Raw genomic sequence first — 17,562 nt, forward strand, 5'->3', positions numbered from 1 at the left:
ATGGTGTCACTTCTTTTCCTTCCCTTGCTTTTCCCGTTTTTTCATCAGCCGTCCCGCAAAAATCAGCGCACCGCCAGCCATCATCAACAGCCATACCGGCCACCAGGTCTGTCCTGTCTGCGGAAGCTTTGTTTCATCGGTTTCTACCGTCTCAGAGGTAGACTTGTTGTTTTCACCCGTAGTCCCCGGAAGATTTGTCTCATCCGTGCCGCCGGTTGTCTGATCCGTTTCCGTTGTATTCGTCGATGTGGTGGTATTGGCAATTACCGTCTGCTTCTATAGATACCATCAGGCAGATTAACCTTCTGTTCCGTCTTTTTTGCGGAAAAAAGTGTGGGATCAGAAGCGCTTGCTATGCGTTCTTTGTCATCCAACGGGTATTCCCGTATATCGGATGCCTCTGAATCTGTTGCCTTTATCGGCAGTATCTCTTCTGTTTCATCTGTAGTGGTCGTTCTGGTATTTCGCTATACCTTCACCGGGTATATTTCGCATATGAAAATGGACTTGCCGAGGCCATGATCATACTAATTGCCAATACCAACGATAAGTATCGTTGTTTCATGTGGAGTCTCTCCTTCTTTTTATTTGCAAATTAGTATTAGATTCTCTTATCGAGCGGTCATGCCAGAGTAAGTCCATATCATTTCCGTTTAACTTAAGAATTTCTTAAAAATTTACATGATATATACATTATATCACTGTATTTTAATAAAGCAAGTGATTACAATGGTTTGCAAAACTTTATTAAATAAACAGCATGATTTTCCTTGAAATAAAAAAGAGCACATTTTTTATATGCACTCTTTCCTTATATAAAATACGTTGCTGCTTCAAATCAGCTAAATTGGTTCTTCTTCTCAAGCTACTCTCCGTGAAGCATCCGCAAATTCAGCCAATACATCCACAGCTGTCAAAAATGTATACTCACCAACAAAATCTGTGAGGAACTTTATATTATCCCCAGAATAAACATAATCGCCTCTCTTTTTTGCGGCATTGTCACAATAATGGTAATAACCATCTCGGCCGACAAAGAAAGTCATTGATGGTTTTTTACTATACGCAAAACTTCCGTCTTTTCTTTCTAATATGATATCCGGATGATTCTTCTTTAAAAATTCAACAATGTTGACTTTCTTAGCTTTTTCTTTCATGTCATTTTGATACATAGCGTTTCTCCTTTTCATATAAAGAAATATAATCATTAAATTCAAATGTCAGCAAACCAAACTTTTCGTTGTTCCCTTGAAGCATAAGTGCTGGGTTTAACATGTAATGAGACTTAGAGATCTTTACAATTGCTCTTGTCTCCTGAAGTGTTTTTAGCGTATTTGCCACGGTTCTCTTGTTTCCGATCGAGCAGTCCTGCATGATGTCTTCGTAAGTACAGTAGATCATATTATTGGTGTCGGCGTTATATATAAAATATAAAAGCACCATAGTTGGCTGATTCGCAAATAAACTCAGTACAGGGATCGTCTGGTTTAAAAATACTCTTCGGAAATTTTTCTGGTTACACAAATTTGTCATGACTTCTTTTAAGCTGTTATCTGTCCGTCGCATTGACGGAATTTCTCTTGGTATTTTCATCTCTTCTCTCTCCTTCGTAGATATTATGTAAGATTTGGGAAAAACGAAGAACTTTTTTTGCAAATTTTTCAAAAAATTTTTTGAGTGGGATTTGCGGCAGAGATGGCATGAATGGAATTACTGATTTTGAAACACTGAAATGATACTTTACGGTGGCAAATCTGATACCCGGTAAAATTCTGGAAAGCCTTACCAGTTCTGGGTTTTCTTGTGATTTCCAATATTTGTCCTTTTATTTTATATATATCTTCTGTCTCAAAATTAGTTCTTGGAAGTACACTGATATCATTAAAATACTGGAACATTACTCTCCATCTATTATTCCCTGAGTTAGTAAACCAATAAACTTATTACTCATTAACAGAAGGAAGATTATATGAATGTTATACTTAGTGTTCCACCTTGGATGAAGGATCTTAGCTGCTTAGTTTATGTGCTTGGATACTTAGATTTCATTCCTTAGATGATGCTTAGGAATTGCGGTGAGTTACACAAAACTGGACGCATGAACAACCCAAGGGATCTTTCCAAGCATGGATACTCAGTTCTTGGTTATTCCTGAGGAGCTTGGTTTTGTTCGCGTCAAGTATCCCTTGCCTGCTCACCGCTTGGATACTCTAAGAGTTGAAAGCTAAGTACCTCAGTTCTAAGTGTCTCAGCCGGTACACTAAGGTATCTGTTCTAAGATGGAATCTCTAAGATATTTCTCCTTCTAAGGTGGAATCTCTAAGGTATTCCTCTTTCTAAGGGAATCCTCTTCTAAGTGGTTCACTCTCAGTTGGTTACTCTCAGTATCATACATTCCATCATAAGATGGTGTACTGTTCTATATGGTACTCTCAGTAGTATAGCTTTATTATTCTTGAAAAATATTTTTACTTTTTTGTAATTTTATGGCACTTTTTTTCTCAGATCTTACATAATATCTATAAGAAAATCTTTCCTCTACCTTCTCAAATACAAAAATGATTGGAGCTTATTTATGAGTTCATACATAAAATTTACAGAAAACGATATGCGGCTTGCAAAGCAGGCCGACTTAATTCAATATATGTTGGCAGAACATCCGGATCGGGTCATCTATCATACCGGAACCCTCCGCGACTGTAATCACAACAGTCTGGTAATCTATCATGACAGTTACTTTCGCTACTCTCTCCATGAAGCCGGCGACAGCATCTCATACCTGACGAAATACCAGGGATACGGTTGGGCGGATGCCGTCTCCTCGCTGCTTGAATTTTCACTTGGTCATGATGTCACTCACAAATATAAAAAGCCCGCGGCACCTCTGAAACCGTACATCCACACTTTCCGTGTTCCGCCGGACACTGGCGACATCAGTGCCCTTCAGAACTATATCATCCACGAGCGTAACATCAGCAACCGGATCTTCCGAAATTTGATATACATGAAAAAGTTATATGCCACGGCAGTCCCTGGAGTGGGACGTCACTATGCCTGCTTCGCAAATGCTGATCAAAATTACTACCTCCTCCAGAATACAAAACAGAGCGGATCTCAGAAGCTTATTTATACAGAGAATCCTTTAGGATTCTGGTGGTTCTCCTCCGATACCTTTCTTTCCATCAATCACGTTTTCTCCATGATGGAAACTAACATCGAAACCTATGAAGATGACTATCCACTCTTCATCTGCGAGTCACCTCTGGATGCCATAAGCCTCTATGAACTTACAAAGGAATCGGGAATCTACGTTGCTCTCTCGTCCCTGGATCCGAAGAACCTGGACTATGCGGTTCATTCCTTCCCAACAGAAAATCTTATGTCGCGTCCAGTAATCCTTGCATTATCCCAGACTCCGGCCGTCTGTTCGAATCTCCCTTATCAGCGGATCCTGCCAATGGGAAACAGCTGGAGCGAAGATCTCCGCAAGATTCACCGCTCGCCCATGTCTATGCGGGAAGTCGATGACGGCGATAATTCTTTTGTATGTGCATTGCTTGATTCAAAGGGAAACGTGACTTCATACTCCGCATACCAGGATTCCAAGAATATAAAATTGATCGACATAAAAATCCCAACATATGGGTAAAGAAAAAGAGTCAGGGAAACTGTTACGACTCCTGACTCTTATAACACTATTTAGTTGCCCTCTATCTGTCCAGATACTCTTAATACCATACGGATCAGTAATCCCGTCTGGTATAATAAAAATTCTAACAGACGTGCATCAATCTTATCGTTATGCTTAACTGTTTTATCATTGATGTCTTTATACGTGGAAATTATAGACTTATACATTCCACCTATGCTTGGATCGGCACCCTGTGATGTCAAATATTTGCAGATTTCACCTTTGTTATTATCCAAGTTCTTATCATTTTGTAAAAACTCTTGCAGGAAAGTTTCCAATGCTTTTCTAAGGTTATCAGCAGCATCCCTTATATATATGCCATCCGCATATTGTTTCAATGCATTGACATATGTTTTCTTAGCACCTGGGTATTTATCTAACCATGACAATACATCGGAAACCAGATTCTTGTCCATCATCGGATCACCCGCCGGAAATACAAAATATCCGTCCTGGTCCTCTAATACTTCATGCTGGATATGTGCTTCTCTTAAACCAGTAACTAATAAATTTTTAAAATTGTCACGAGAATAATATCTTTCAATTGTATTGTCTTGGCAATTCAAAAATGCAATATAAAAAGCTAAAAATTCATTCAGCGATTTCATGTGATTAAACAAGACCTTAACTATCTCTCCAAATTCATCGACAAAATAGACTCCATCAACTCCACTCATGTTCATAACAGTTCCTGTCATGTTACAAAATTTGATGTATTCATCTGCGGTAAGCATACATACTCCGCGTCCATGCAAATCGCGCAATACATTAGAAATTTTGTTATAAAAATATTTTACTTTTCCTTTATCGTTAAATCCTATCCCTAGTTTTTCCCGATAGTCTAACCAATCCATACATTTCACCTCTTCACCATTTCATTCTGTACGCTTCTATTTTCATTTTATACAGAATCGAACTGGTTTTCAATCATTTATTATGAAATGCATGTTTTCCCTGTCCCGATACTGTCCCACGCAGAACCGGATGAACGCAGACGAACTTTGAAACCCATATTTCGAAACCGAGTCTTGAACATACGCCCATTCATCCTCCGTAAAACATACATACCCTCTGTACTCCTTCGCTCTCTCTGCGTCTGGCTTCTGCTCCCAGAATGGGACCACGTTCAGATTGTGTGCCAGGATATCCAAGTGCTTTTCCTTCATTTCCAGGGATCTCGCAACATACTTTTTGGATCGGATCATCGGTTCTTTGCTCATCCGCAGAAACAGGCTGACCGTCTTATTTTCTAAGCGCTCTTCCGAAAAAGTAATCTCTGGGTCCTGATGGATCAGCGTAGACAGGATCGCATATCTTTCTGGAAGTTTATAGTTCCAGTTGCGGATATTTCCGAAGATTGCGGCCCGCATGACGGGAGTTCCAAAATGTTCCTCTATGAAGTCCTTTCCGAAGCGTTCCAGGAGATCCGTCTCCACGCTCTTGTAATCAATGGAAAAGTTCTTGTCCTTCCGGGCGATCCCATAGTCGGAGTTCAATAATCCCTCGTAAAGGTTATTGTGGGTTTCCATAGGTCCTTTTTCTATTGGAAGTTCCTGATATTTCACAAGAATACCGGAGAGTTCTGCTTCTGTCTCCGTAATGTCCAAGTCTGCCTCTATCTCCTCTTTATCCATCGGAAGGAACAGATTATCGTTGAGTGTCCATTTTTTCATGCCATCCTTCATCCTTAGTCTGCACCTGTGTTTCGTGCATATGGTCACATAAGGAATCTGATGGGTAACATGCCAGTAAGCCTCTCCATAGCGCTCCCTGTCCTCTCTCATGCAGAGCGGACAGTATTTCAGTACCGTGGATGTGTATGGCTTAGGCAGCTTGATTGGAAATTTCACTTTTTCGTTTAACGCCTGTTCCAGTAGTTTTTCTTTCGTTGATAAGTCCTGGAAACGGAAGGTATACAGAAACAGTGTGTGATGCAAGGCAATATCTCTCTCATCTAAGACTCCCTCCGGCAGTTTCTCAGCCACTCGTCGGATCCCGCAGTTTGGCAGGAAGTTTCCCATTCCTCCGACGCTCTCCGCTCCAAATAGTTCCCTGAGTGTCGTTGCGCTGTTCGGATTGCCGGATCTGACATGATATCTTCCTAAGACGCTGTACCAAAGTTCGTCCGGGTAAGGCGTTGGAAAATATTGAAGCATCAGAAGCACCTCCTTTCTAACATATAGAATTGTTCAAGATTCAGAAGCAGCGCATCCGCAGACGGGTTCTCCGCCCAAAGTTCCAGAAGATCCGAGTCATCGCGCTCGGATTTTTTGCGGCCGCGTTTCACTGCATAGAATCGCTTTGAAGAGGTCTTTTCTGCGATCCCTGGTATCTCTTCGTCCATGATATTTTCTGCATCCAGTTTATCCCTTCTACCATCCACGGAATCTAAGGAAATCTCTTCCTGGCAGTCTCCCTCCAGGGATGTTTCTTCGGTAGTCTGCACTTCTATCTCCACGGATTCCACCGCTTCTTCATTCACGGTTACTTCCTGCACCGTAAAGTCAGAAATGGAAGTTCCACTCCATCCATATGTTTTCGGCACTTCGATTCCAAGACACATGACGGCCTGTTTCAGCACCTCATAGGAAAGTTTCTCCTTCCCTGTGAGAATTGCCTGGACCTGTGCCTCCTGGAAGATCTTCACGATGTAGGACGGGATCCCGGCCGAGAGATCATAGATCTGCTTCATCAGCTTTTCGGAGAGTTCCGTCTTTTGAAGCACCACCTGGGAATCCCAGAGTTCTGTAATGAACTTCCGGTATGTCACATCATATTTTAATGGCAGAAGCCGGAATCCTCTGGTTCTCCGCTTCAAGTGTTCCTGACTCATAAAGAGATCTTCAGCCTCCATCGTTCCGCAGAAGCAGATCCCTGTTGATGTCTCGTTCGTAAGTTCCACCAGAAACTTTACTAAGGGCTTAAGTTGCCGGTTCTTGACCGCCGTCTGGATTGCGTTCTGGATCTCATCAATGACGATCAGCCCAATGTGATGATTCATGCAGATGATCTTCAGCTTTGTTGTCGTGGCACTGGCTGCCACCGCTCTCTGATAGGTTGCCTGTTTTAAGTAGTCGGAACCTATCGCACGGTCAATTGCTGAGAAAATATTGAATGCCAGGGTTCTCACGGAACAATCAGACGGGCACTCCACGAACAGATAGTTGATCTGCTTGGTATACATGGATTTCCCACCATAATTCGTATGGACAATGACCTGTGGCATCAGAGAAAGACATCTCTGGACCGTCGATGTCTTTCCAATTCCCGGGACACCTAAGACAGCTCCGGTGTATGCCTGGGTCGCATACTGAAACTCCCGTTCCCGGCCGGTGCGGAAATCCATATACAGGTCATTCATCTGGCGGATATGGTCCACGATGTTCTTTGTCTGATAGGTTGCTGACATCGCACAATAAAGCATGTCATAGATTGTATACATGTAATCCATGGGATAAAACCACTTGGAGATTTCCATGACTTCTTTTCGCCGTTCCTCTGGTGACATCTTCTGAATGTCTTTTGGATAAGGGATCTGACTTCTAAGCCGCTTCATCACCTCTTCTTTTCCAAGGATCTCCGGCAATGCCTCAAAGAAGGGATTTCCCTGTTCTTCTCCATATTCTGCGTCCACGGTCATTCCACTCTGTTTCTGATACTTTTTCATACCCGTTCCATCTCCTTCGCCTGCTCCATGCGTTTCGTTGAAATCTTATTCTTATCCCGGTACTCTGCCTGTTTCACCACGGACTCGATATCCTTTAAAAGCCGGATCCGTCCTTCGGTATCCCTAAGTTCCGATTCCTTCCGACTGTCCCGCTCTGCCTTACGCTTCATCTGATATTCACTTTCGGTTGCTCCGGCATATTGCTTGGAATGTCTGGAAAGCTCAAATGGAATGTAATTCATCCCATTCAGCAGAAACAGACGCGATACATCTTCTGGGTCATAGCAGATTCTCACGGTCTCGCCTATGTTATGGCTCTCTAAGAACTCCTTATAATTCTCACTCACATACCAGAGTCCCTGATAACAGATTCCGCGCCGGTTCAATGTAGCTGAGGTCCTTGGAAGTCCAAACCGATACAGTTCTTCACTGTTGATCGGGATGACCAGGGATCTTTTTTCTTTTTCGCATTCCATCCACATTGCGGCCGCCACAGGGCCTGCGTCCTTACAGAAACGGTTCTCTATCACACGGCAGCTGTTCAGGTACAGGATGCAGGAGAGGATGACCTTCGTAAACTCTTCCAAGGTCAGAACCGCCTGACTCCGATAGTCCACCGCCCATCGCTCCTGCGCGTCCGCCTCAATGACTCCTTTTTCTCTGAGTGCCGGTTTATACCGCTGTTGGATCAGATCGAAGGATTTCTCTACCAGACCTTTTCCATCCGGTCGGAATGGCGGCAGGGATTCAAACTCAATTCCGTACTTCATTGCAAGCTCGTTCATCCGGGTGCCAATAAACTCTCTTCCCTTATCTGTAATGATTTCTCCCGGAAGTCCCGTGTTTGGCCATTCTTCTTTTTTGATGTCCAGTCCATACCGTTTGCAGAAGGAAACCTTATCCGCAGCCGCATTGGAAAGACAGTTAATGACCGCCTGCTCTCCGGCATCCATTCCCACATAGACTCCGGCGATCAGCTGAGTTGCCGTGTCCACAGCTAAGTAAATATAGGGTCTTCCAATCACCTCAGAGCGGTCCAGGCGTGACACCAGGTAGATGTCAGCCTGCGTTGCATCCATCTGAAAGACTCCTATCTGTTCTTTCCAAGCCGATGCACTTCCAAACAACGGACGCTTATTTCTCTGATAATCGGTCAGTCCATTTCTGGAGATCAGGTTTCTTGCTTTCTTATGGAAGTTCTTATCATAGAAATAATGGCGGAAAGTATTCCAGGAAGGATAGACATCCAGTAGATGTCCGTCTGGATCCGTGTATCTGGAAAGCAGCAGCATATCATACGCACTCCGCAGGGAAAACTTCTTCGCTGTATAGTAGAACGTGTCGATTGCCCATAGGAAGTCTTTTTCTTCCTTCGTCTCTTCTTTCTCCGCCTTTTTTCTTTCTTCCACTAAGGCTCTTCCTGCCAACGCCCGGAAATACAGTTCCCGGATTCTCCGTTCACTCGTCTTCTCCCTGGCTGCAATCTCCCGAATCTTTGTGTTGCGTCCAGTACGGTCCCACACATAGGATTCCTCTTCCAAGAGATCCGAAATCAGCTCCTGCCGCTTCTTCTGTCCCGGCGTCTGCTCCTGTGTCATCCTCATCTGGAAATCTTTTGGCGGCTCTATACGTTCCATGGTTCTAAGGTCATCCCTAAGCACAAACTTCGGTGTGCATGGGTTATCATAGGAGATCACCCAGTTCCCTTCTTCGTTTCCGCATAATACCCGAATTACTTCTCCACAACTTTCTAAGAACATCTCAGCACTCTCCCTTCTCCATGACAACGATCTTCCACTCTGCAACTTTTGTGGGACTCCAATACCGTCTGGAAAATTCCAGTTTTTCGATGGCTGCCCGTTTGGAAAGTCCATCTTTGTTTGTCAGTTCCCGGATTCCTGTCCTTCCATCTGTAAAATGAATCACAAAGTCTGACGTCCACTGAGTGTCAAAGTATTCTTTTCGGATCCCGATTGTATTTATGAATGGGTACTTGTCTGGATCCAATACGGTTCCGGCCTCATAAGAAGCAACATCCGCAGCCGCTTCCAAGTACCTTGCATACTCCCGGGCTTCCCTTGAGTGTACGCACACCACGATTCCATTTTTATCACTCCTAAAATGGATATCCCTACGTTTCGTTCCCGCTTTTTCCATATGCAGTTCTCCTTATGGTTTATTCAGATTGAATTGATTCAAACCATTCGGACGCTAATTTTCAGAGACAGACGCAGACGGTCATTGAATTATTTCGAGTTTTTGCAATTTACATCGAAATTCCCGGCATATTTATTCCGAGTTTTTGGATTTATTCTGAGTTTCTGGTCGCTATTTCTTCCAGAAATTGGATATTCATCGAATTTCCAGGCATAATTATTCCGAGAAATTGGATGTCCATCGAAATTCCGCCCTATTTATTTCGAGAAATTGGATGTCCATGGAATTTCCGGCCATATTTATTCCCGGAAATTAGTATTTACTCCGAGTTTCTGGTTGCTATTTCTTCCAGAAATTAGCTTTACAGCGAATTTCCGGTCATATTTATTCCCAGAAATTGGTTCTCCACCAAGCCCGAAAAGCCAAAATCTCGATTTGATTCCAAGCCCAAAAGCCATTTTCTCGAAATAATTCCAATTATTTCGAGATACTATGTTCTCGTCCCACCAAGAATCACCCTCTTGTCCACCCGAAAATCGACCTTCCGGGACGAGAAAAAACCAAGCCTCTTTCCCTTTTCATAGCGGCAATCCTACAACATTTTCTTCTATATTCAACTTTCAGTTTTCGGATTCAATGACCTCTGCGTCTGTCTCTGCCTCCAAGCCTCTTCTGCCTCTGTTCCATTCAGCAATCCGATCTAAGCCTTATAAACCAAGCCTTTTTCCTGTTTTCCCGATTGTTTTCTGGATTGAAGAGAAGGGATTGGTGGCTTGGAACCGGGATGCATAGAGTGGATGCAGCTGCAAAAAAAGAAGCAGGGCCAGACGAATTTCTTTGAAATTCATCTGACTCTGCTTCATATTTTTTATGTTCTTTTTCACTCGGACACTTGGATGAGTCTGGGTGGGACGAGAACAATTTCATCACTCAAACTCAATCGTAGCCGGCGGTTTCCCCGTGCAGTCATACAGTACGCGGTTTACGTGCGGCACTTCGTTGACGATTCGGCTTGCGACGGTTCCGAGGACATCCCACGGGATCTCTGCTGCCTCTGCGGTCATGAAGTCGATCGTATTTACGGCTCTCAGCGCGATCGCGTAGTCGTAAGTTCTCTCATCACCCATAACGCCTACGGAGCGCATATTAGTCAGTGCTGCGAAGTACTGACCGATATTGCGGTCGATTCCTGCCTTTGCGATCTCTTCGCGGTAGATCGCGTCAGCCTCCTGTACCATCTTTACTTTCTCCGGTGTTACGGCGCCGATAATACGGATACCAAGTCCCGGGCCCGGGAACGGCTGACGGTATACGAGCTTCTCCGGAATTCCGAGTTCCAGACCAGCCTTACGAACCTCGTCCTTGAAGAGGTCGCGGAGCGGCTCAATGATCTCTTTGAAATCAACATAATCTGGAAGTCCTCCGACATTGTGGTGGGATTTGATCACTGCGGACTCTCCGCCGAGGCCACTCTCAACAACGTCCGGATAAATTGTTCCCTGTACCAGGAAGTCAACGGCGCCGATCTTCTTTGCCTCTTCCTCGAATACGCGGATAAACTCTTCGCCAATGATCTTTCTCTTTCTCTCCGGCTCCTCAACGCCAGCTAATTTATCGTAGAAACGCTGCTGGGCATTTACGCGAATAAAGTGCAGATCATACGGGCCGTTCGGTCCGAATACTTCCTCGACCTCGTCTCCCTCGTTCTTGCGGAGAAGACCGTGATCAACGAATACACAGGTGAGCTGGTCGCCGACTGCCTTTGCGAGCATAACGGCTGCAACAGAAGAGTCAACTCCACCGGATAACGCGCAAAGAACTTTTCCGTTTCCAACCTTCTCACGGATCGCCTTGATGCTGTTCTCGACAAATGCATCCATCTTCCATGTTCCGGCACATCCGCAGACTTCGTAGATGAAGTTGTGGAGCATCTTTGTACCTTCCTGAGTATGAAGAACCTCCGGATGGAACTGGATCGCATATAATTTCTTTTCCGCACATTCCGCGGCTGCAACCGGGCAGTCCGGAGTATGTGCGACGATTCTGAATCCAGGTGCTTCTTTCTCGATGTAGTCATTGTGGCTCATCCAGCAGATCGTCTTCTCGGATACATCTCCGAAAAGCTTGCTTGTCTTATCCACAGTCACTTCGATCTTGCCGTACTCACGGACCGGTGCCTTGCATACATGTCCGCCGAGAATGTGGGACATCAGCTGCGCGCCGTAGCAGAGTCCGAGTACCGGAACGCCCATCTCAAACAGTTCCTTGCTGCATGTAGCAGCACCTTCCTCATAAACGCTGTTCGGACCTCCGGTTAAGATGATTCCTTTCGGATTCATTGCCTTGATCTGTTCGATCGGAGTCCGGTAGGAGTAGATCTCACAGTATACATGGCATTCACGGACACGACGGGCAACCAGCTGATTGTACTGGCCGCCGAAGTCGATAACAATAATTTTTTCCTGATTCATCGGGTGCCTCCTGAAATATGTGCATGTACTTCTTGATAACTGCCCGGCAATCCGCATCGATTTGTGCCGGAATGCCGGACAGATATAAATTTTCCTATTTGGAACTAATTATAAGGGATTCATGGAAACTTGGCAAGTGCTTTCCCTCAAAACCTGTACTTTAATGAGTATGAAGGGTTACAGTACACGGGCACTCCTTGCCCGCGCACTGTAACAGGATTTTGCCGATGCTTCGCATTCCGAATCGGCAAAATCCACTACCACCACTGTATTGTGCGGAATTTTCAGTTCAGAAAATTCCTACCCATGAAAAGTAACTATGAAGGTTCCTGTACATAGTCAGGCACATTTGCACCTCGCGCAGGCAGCAACATTATTTCTCATACGTTCCCTTTTTAAGGATTTTTCCATCTCTCATCATAGGCACGCCCATAGCGATCACCGTATCAAGAGAGAGATCTTCATTCATGATCAGGATATCCGCATCACTTTCTTCCTTCACAGCACCCTTTTTCGGATATAATTCCAGAGCCATCGCCGGATTCTTAGTTCCGAGAGCCAGAAGTTCCTCCAAATCCATATTTTCTTCTTTTACCATGTAGACGATCTGACGGTAGATCGTATCCACATCGGAAACGCCTATCTCCACAAGTTTTCCTTCTGCATCATAGTTAGACCAGCTTCCCTGTCCGTCGGAGCTCATGGTCACCTTCTCCATTGGAACCCCTTCTTTTTTCGCTTTCTTGACAGCATCTGCAACAGAGTGGAACTTGCTTTCAGATTCCCCACAGGTGAGGTCGATCGTTCCGCCCATCTTCGCGAACTTAAACGCATCCTCTAAGAGGTTCGCGTTGCGTCCCACGTGAGTCGGCTGAAATGTTTTCGGCGGGATCGAGGTGCGCTCTAATGCCTCAAATACCGGTTTCAATGCTCTCTTGTCTCCGCCCATGTGAAGGCAGATAAATCCAGGTTTTCCACTCAGCATTCCTGCGGTGCGGACATCACTGGCCAGACGGATCAGTTCCTCTGTCGTGATATTCGGCGCACGGTGATCAGAGATCGCAAGCTTCACTCCAAGGATCTCATCGATAAACATAATGTCCTTGCTGACGCTTCCGGTCACGGTCGTACTCGGATAACCATAGGCTCCGCAGATCGCATAAGCGGAAATTCCCTCTTCTTTCAACGCTTTTACCTTTGCTAAAAGATTCTCCACACTTCTGCTGATTCCGTCAGTTCCCAAAAGTCCAAGTACAGTTGTAACACCACCCTTGATCAGGCTGGACAGCTGGACCTGCGGTGCCTGAGTGTGGAAGCTTCCTTCTCCGCCGCCTCCGGTCACATGGACATGACGGTCGATAATACCCGGAGTCACGATCTTTCCGGTTCCGTCGATTACTTCACATCCCTCATACTCCGGCAGATGATCCGCAATTCTTTCGATCCTTCCTCCGGCGATCAGGATATCCTTCACTCCGAGATATTCCGGTGCGTAAACTTTTGCGTTTTTTACTAACAGCATGGGCTTATTCCTCCTGTGTGATCCCTGTTTTACATAACTACCCGATAACAGGAAATTCAGTTCAGACAAACCAGCGTACGGCTGAACTGTAATAGAAATTACTGTCGGGCAATTATGATTTTCTTATTATTTTAGTATAACATACCGCCGGAAGTATTCCAAGTGATGATTCAAAACTTTCATTTCTTTACTCGTTACCGTACACGGGCACTCCATGCCCGCGCACGGTAACAGGATTTTGCCGATGCTTCGCATTCCGAATCGGCAAAATCCGCGGTCATAACGGTATCATACGGAATTTTCAGTTCAGAAAATTCCTACCCATGAAAAGTAACCTTTACTCGTCTGAACCGGCATCTCCGTTCTCGAGATACCTCTTGACATACTGCCCCGTATAAGACTCCGGAACCTTCACGATCTCCTCCGGCGTTCCTTTCGCGATCACAGTACCGCCGCGATCTCCGCCTTCCGGTCCCATGTCGATAATATAATCTGCGGTCTTGATCACATCCAGATTGTGCTCGATCACAACCACCGTATTTCCACCTTCGGAAAGCTTTCTTAAGATTTCCACCAGCTTATGGACATCCGCGAAGTGGAGTCCTGTCGTCGGCTCATCGAGGATATAGATTGTTTTTCCGGTTCCGCGTCTGGAAAGCTCTGTGGCGAGCTTGATCCGCTGCGCCTCTCCGCCGGAAAGCTCCGTTGAGGGCTGTCCAAGACGGATATAGGAAAGTCCCACATCGTTCAATGTCGCGATCTTTCTCGCGATAGACGGCACATTCTCAAAGAACTTTAACGCCTCCTCCACAGTCATATTCAGCACATCGTAAATGCTCTTTCCCTTATACTTCACTTCCAGAGTCTCACGGTTATACCGCTTTCCGCCGCAGACCTCACAGGGCACATAGACGTCCGGCAGGAAATGCATTTCGATCTTGATGATTCCGTCACCGCTGCAAGCCTCGCATCGGCCGCCCTTTACATTGAAGCTGAACCGTCCCTTTGAGTATCCCTTCGCCTTTGCGTCGGTAGTCGCCGCAAAAAGATCACGGATCAGATCAAACACACCAGTGTAGGTCGCCGGATTCGATCGCGGCGTTCTTCCGATCGGAGACTGGTCGATGGCGATGATCTTATCCAGCTGCTCCACGCCGTCGATTCCGTCGTGGTCTCCCGGGATCGTCCGGGCGCGGTTCAGTTTTTTCGCCAGCGCCTTATAGAGGATCTCGTTGATCAGGGAGCTCTTTCCCGATCCTGACACACCGGTCACGCAGGTCATAATTCCAAGCGGCACATCCACATCAACGTTTTTCAGGTTATTTTCCCTCGCGCCGCGGATTTTGATCCAGCCTGTGGGGCTTCTTCTCTCCTTCGGCACCGGAATTTTGATCCGGCCGCTTAAATACGCACCGGTGATCGATTCCTTACACTTCATGATCTGGGCTGCCGTTCCCACAGCGACCACATTTCCGCCGTGTTCCCCGGCTCCAGGACCGATATCCACGATACAGTCCGCCGCCCGCATCGTATCCTCATCGTGTTCCACGACGATCACACTGTTTCCGAGATCCCGAAGATGTTCCAGCGTTTTCAACAGCTTATCGTTATCTCTCTGGTGCAGTCCGATACTCGGCTCATCAAGGATATAGGCAACCCCCACAAGTCCGGAGCCGATCTGGGTCGCCAGACGGATTCGCTGTGCCTCGCCGCCGGAAAGGGTACCCGTCGCCCGGGATAAGGACAGATAATCCAGTCCCACATCGATCAGGAAGCTGATCCTCGCCCGGATTTCCTTTAAAATCTGTTCACCGATCATCTTCTGCATCTCAGATAGCTTCAGATCATCGATAAACTCCCTGAATTTTACGATGGACATATTCGTAGCCTCGTAAATATTCAGCCCACCTACCGTCACTGCCAGAGAAGACTGCTTTAAGCGCTGTCCATGACAGGTGGTACACGGTGTGATCCGCATAAAACTCTCGTACTCTGCCTTGCTGGCCTGGGAGAACGTCTCCCGGTAACGGCGGTTCACGTTCTCGATCAGGCCCTCAAAGGCCACGTCGTAAACGCCGGTTCCGCGCTGTCCTGTATAGTGAACCTTTACTTCCTTTCCGCCGGTTCCGTAGATCAGGATATCATGGACTTCCTTCGGATAATCTTTAAACGGAGTATCAAGATCAAAGTGATACTCTGCCGCCAGGGCATCCAGAATCGCCCTTGAAAAGCTTCCCGGCTTCGCGCAGGACTGCCAGCCAAGGACGACGATCGCTCCCTCGTTGATACTCAAGGACTTATCCGGGATCATCAGATCCTCATCAAATTCCATCTTATATCCCAGCCCAAAACAGTCCGGGCAGGCGCCGAACGGGTTATTAAAGGAGAAGCTTCGCGGCTCCACCTCCTCGATGCTGATCCCGCAGTCCGGGCAGGAAAAGCTCTGGCTGAAGTTGATCGGCTCGCCGCCAGCTACATCCACGATCATCAGACCGTCGGACAGCTTCATCACCGTCTCGATGGAGTCCGTCAGACGTTTCTCGATCCCCGGCTTCACAACGAGACGGTCCACAACGATCTCGATATTGTGCTTGATATTCTTCTCCAGCGTGATCTCCTCAGACAGCTCGTGGAGATTTCCGTCGATCATCACACGGACATAACCGCTGCGTTTCGCCTGTTCCAGAACCTTCTCATGACGTCCTTTTCTTCCACGGACCATTGGCGCTAAAAGCTGGATTTTCGTCCGCTCCGGCAGTGTCATGATCTGGTCCACCATCTGGTCCACGGTCTGTTTCCGGATCTCCCTGCCGCACTTCGGGCAGTGGGGGATACCGATCCTCGCGTACAGAAGACGCATATAGTCGTATATCTCCGTCACAGTTCCTACGGTGGAACGCGGGTTGCGGTTCGTGGATTTCTGGTCGATGGAGATTGCCGGGGAAAGTCCCTCGATGCTCTCAACATCCGGTTTTTCCATCTGGCCTAAGAACTGACGCGCATAGGAGGACAGAGACTCCATATAGCGTCTCTGTCCCTCCGCGTAGATCGTATCAAATGCCAGGGAGGATTTTCCCGATCCGGAAAGTCCGGTCAGGACCACCAGCTCATTTCTCGGGATATCCAGGGAAATATTTTTTAAGTTGTGCTCGTTGGCACCTCGTATTTTTATATATTGCTTCGGCATTGTGTCTCTCCTCTTTGCCATGTCTGCTTTTGCTTTATCATTCTCACAGAGTTCCGGGACTATACGTTTTCCATGGATTCCGGTTACTGTCCCGTGTTACGGTCAGTATACCACAATTCCATTTTATATGCAAACATTTGTTCGTTTCATATTTTACCACTTTTCATCTGCGCAGACCGTTTCAATCGGCATATCCATCTGTCTTTTCCCCAAAAAACGCGAAAGACCCCGGCAGCTGCCCGCCAGGGTCTCTCTTTATAGGTTTCTATGAAATTCTACATTATCTGTGTGTACTGTTTTTCAGCATTTCCCTGCTACGAGATCTTCTATACGCATATAAATTTAAGACTTCCAGAACTATTGATACAAATTCAGTCGGTAGAAGCAGCATAAACATATGGTACACCGGGATATACGTTATGAAAAGCTGTCGACATATCTTGTATGAGATAAAAGCTATAGAAACTATGAGTAGTATCCATCGTCCGTCTCTACTTCTTAAACTATCGTAAACAGCCAATGCATATAGAATTTCAAGCACAAATATAATGCATGATACGCTTGAAATATTCGCAACATTACTTGCCAGTACTTCATCGACTAATTCTGGATTTTTTACCAGCTCATTCCAATATTCATATGTAATGACTCCTGCCGGAGGGATATATTCTTTATGTCCGTTTTTCAGAATAAAACCAATAAAGAATATATTAAACAAAATAACTGTCAAAGATGATAAATAAAAAAATATGCTTTCTTCATAGCTATTCATTCCCTCCTAATCATATGAGATAATGTAATAGGCACACTTTCTTTTCAATTCAATAAAAACATCGCCGTCATCATCCTTTATATAATCAAGCTTTT

13 protein-coding genes are annotated in these 17,562 nt (G+C 45.7%); 1 reads left to right on the top strand and 12 read right to left on the bottom strand.

The annotated features are described in order from the left end of the window. Positions 1-860: 860 nt before the first annotated feature. On the bottom strand, positions 861-1,172 hold the full coding sequence (locus GPK90_RS03120) for a hypothetical protein (protein ID WP_215702124.1): 312 nt from the start codon (positions 1,170-1,172) through the stop codon (positions 861-863). Continuing rightward, a complete protein-coding gene (locus tag GPK90_RS03125; protein WP_215702125.1) occupies positions 1,159-1,593 on the bottom strand; it encodes a replication/maintenance protein RepL in 435 nt (144 codons plus the stop codon). The genes GPK90_RS03120 and GPK90_RS03125 overlap by 14 nt, the downstream gene beginning before the upstream one ends. A gap of 982 nt (positions 1,594-2,575) precedes the next feature. Here GPK90_RS03125 and GPK90_RS03130 point away from each other — a divergent pair. Beyond that, complete coding sequence (locus tag GPK90_RS03130; protein ID WP_215702126.1) at positions 2,576-3,649, top strand: toprim domain-containing protein; 1,074 nt, start codon at positions 2,576-2,578, stop codon at positions 3,647-3,649. Between the two features lie 50 nt (positions 3,650-3,699). Here GPK90_RS03130 and GPK90_RS03135 read toward each other — a convergent pair whose 3' ends face one another. From GPK90_RS03135 to GPK90_RS03180, 10 genes are all read right to left on the bottom strand, one after another. Further along, the gene (locus GPK90_RS03135) at positions 3,700-4,545 is read right to left on the bottom strand and encodes a hypothetical protein (protein WP_215702127.1); all 846 of its coding nucleotides are present in this window, start codon (positions 4,543-4,545) and stop codon (positions 3,700-3,702) included. A 69-nt stretch (positions 4,546-4,614) separates the two neighbouring features. After that, a complete protein-coding gene (locus GPK90_RS03140; RefSeq protein WP_215702128.1) occupies positions 4,615-5,847 on the bottom strand; it encodes a TniQ family protein in 1,233 nt (410 codons plus the stop codon). After that, positions 5,847-7,358 carry an AAA family ATPase gene (locus GPK90_RS03145; RefSeq protein WP_215702129.1) on the bottom strand — a complete coding sequence of 504 codons (1,512 nt, stop codon included), beginning with the start codon at positions 7,356-7,358 and terminating at the stop codon, positions 5,847-5,849. Before GPK90_RS03145 ends, GPK90_RS03140 begins: the two co-directional genes overlap by 1 nt. Further along, positions 7,355-9,118 carry a Mu transposase C-terminal domain-containing protein gene (locus GPK90_RS03150; protein ID WP_215702130.1) on the bottom strand — a complete coding sequence of 588 codons (1,764 nt, stop codon included), beginning with the start codon at positions 9,116-9,118 and terminating at the stop codon, positions 7,355-7,357. The genes GPK90_RS03145 and GPK90_RS03150 overlap by 4 nt, the downstream gene beginning before the upstream one ends. A gap of 1 nt (position 9,119) precedes the next feature. Then, positions 9,120-9,515, bottom strand: coding sequence for a PDDEXK family nuclease (locus GPK90_RS03155; RefSeq protein WP_215702131.1), 396 nt, complete (start codon positions 9,513-9,515; stop codon positions 9,120-9,122). Positions 9,516-10,222: 707 nt separating this feature from the next. Further along, positions 10,223-10,363, bottom strand: a complete 141-nt coding sequence (locus GPK90_RS03160) for a hypothetical protein (protein ID WP_215702132.1) — start codon at positions 10,361-10,363, stop codon at positions 10,223-10,225. 78 nt (positions 10,364-10,441) lie between these two features. Beyond that, positions 10,442-11,986 (bottom strand): glutamine-hydrolyzing GMP synthase, encoded by a 1,545-nt coding sequence (guaA, locus tag GPK90_RS03165; RefSeq protein WP_215702133.1) that lies wholly within the window; start codon positions 11,984-11,986, stop codon positions 10,442-10,444. Between the two features lie 373 nt (positions 11,987-12,359). After that, positions 12,360-13,508, bottom strand: a complete 1,149-nt coding sequence (iadA, locus tag GPK90_RS03170) for a beta-aspartyl-peptidase (RefSeq protein WP_117470439.1) — start codon at positions 13,506-13,508, stop codon at positions 12,360-12,362. A gap of 337 nt (positions 13,509-13,845) precedes the next feature. Beyond that, on the bottom strand, positions 13,846-16,695 hold the full coding sequence (uvrA, locus tag GPK90_RS03175; protein ID WP_215702134.1) for an excinuclease ABC subunit UvrA: 2,850 nt from the start codon (positions 16,693-16,695) through the stop codon (positions 13,846-13,848). Between the two features lie 280 nt (positions 16,696-16,975). Beyond that, a complete protein-coding gene (locus GPK90_RS03180; RefSeq protein ID WP_215702135.1) occupies positions 16,976-17,467 on the bottom strand; it encodes a hypothetical protein in 492 nt (163 codons plus the stop codon). Between the last annotated feature and the right edge of the window lie 95 nt (positions 17,468-17,562).

It is taken from the genome of Clostridium sp. MCC344, from assembly GCF_018785365.1.
Lineage (GTDB): Bacteria > Bacillota > Clostridia > Lachnospirales > Lachnospiraceae > Pilosibacter.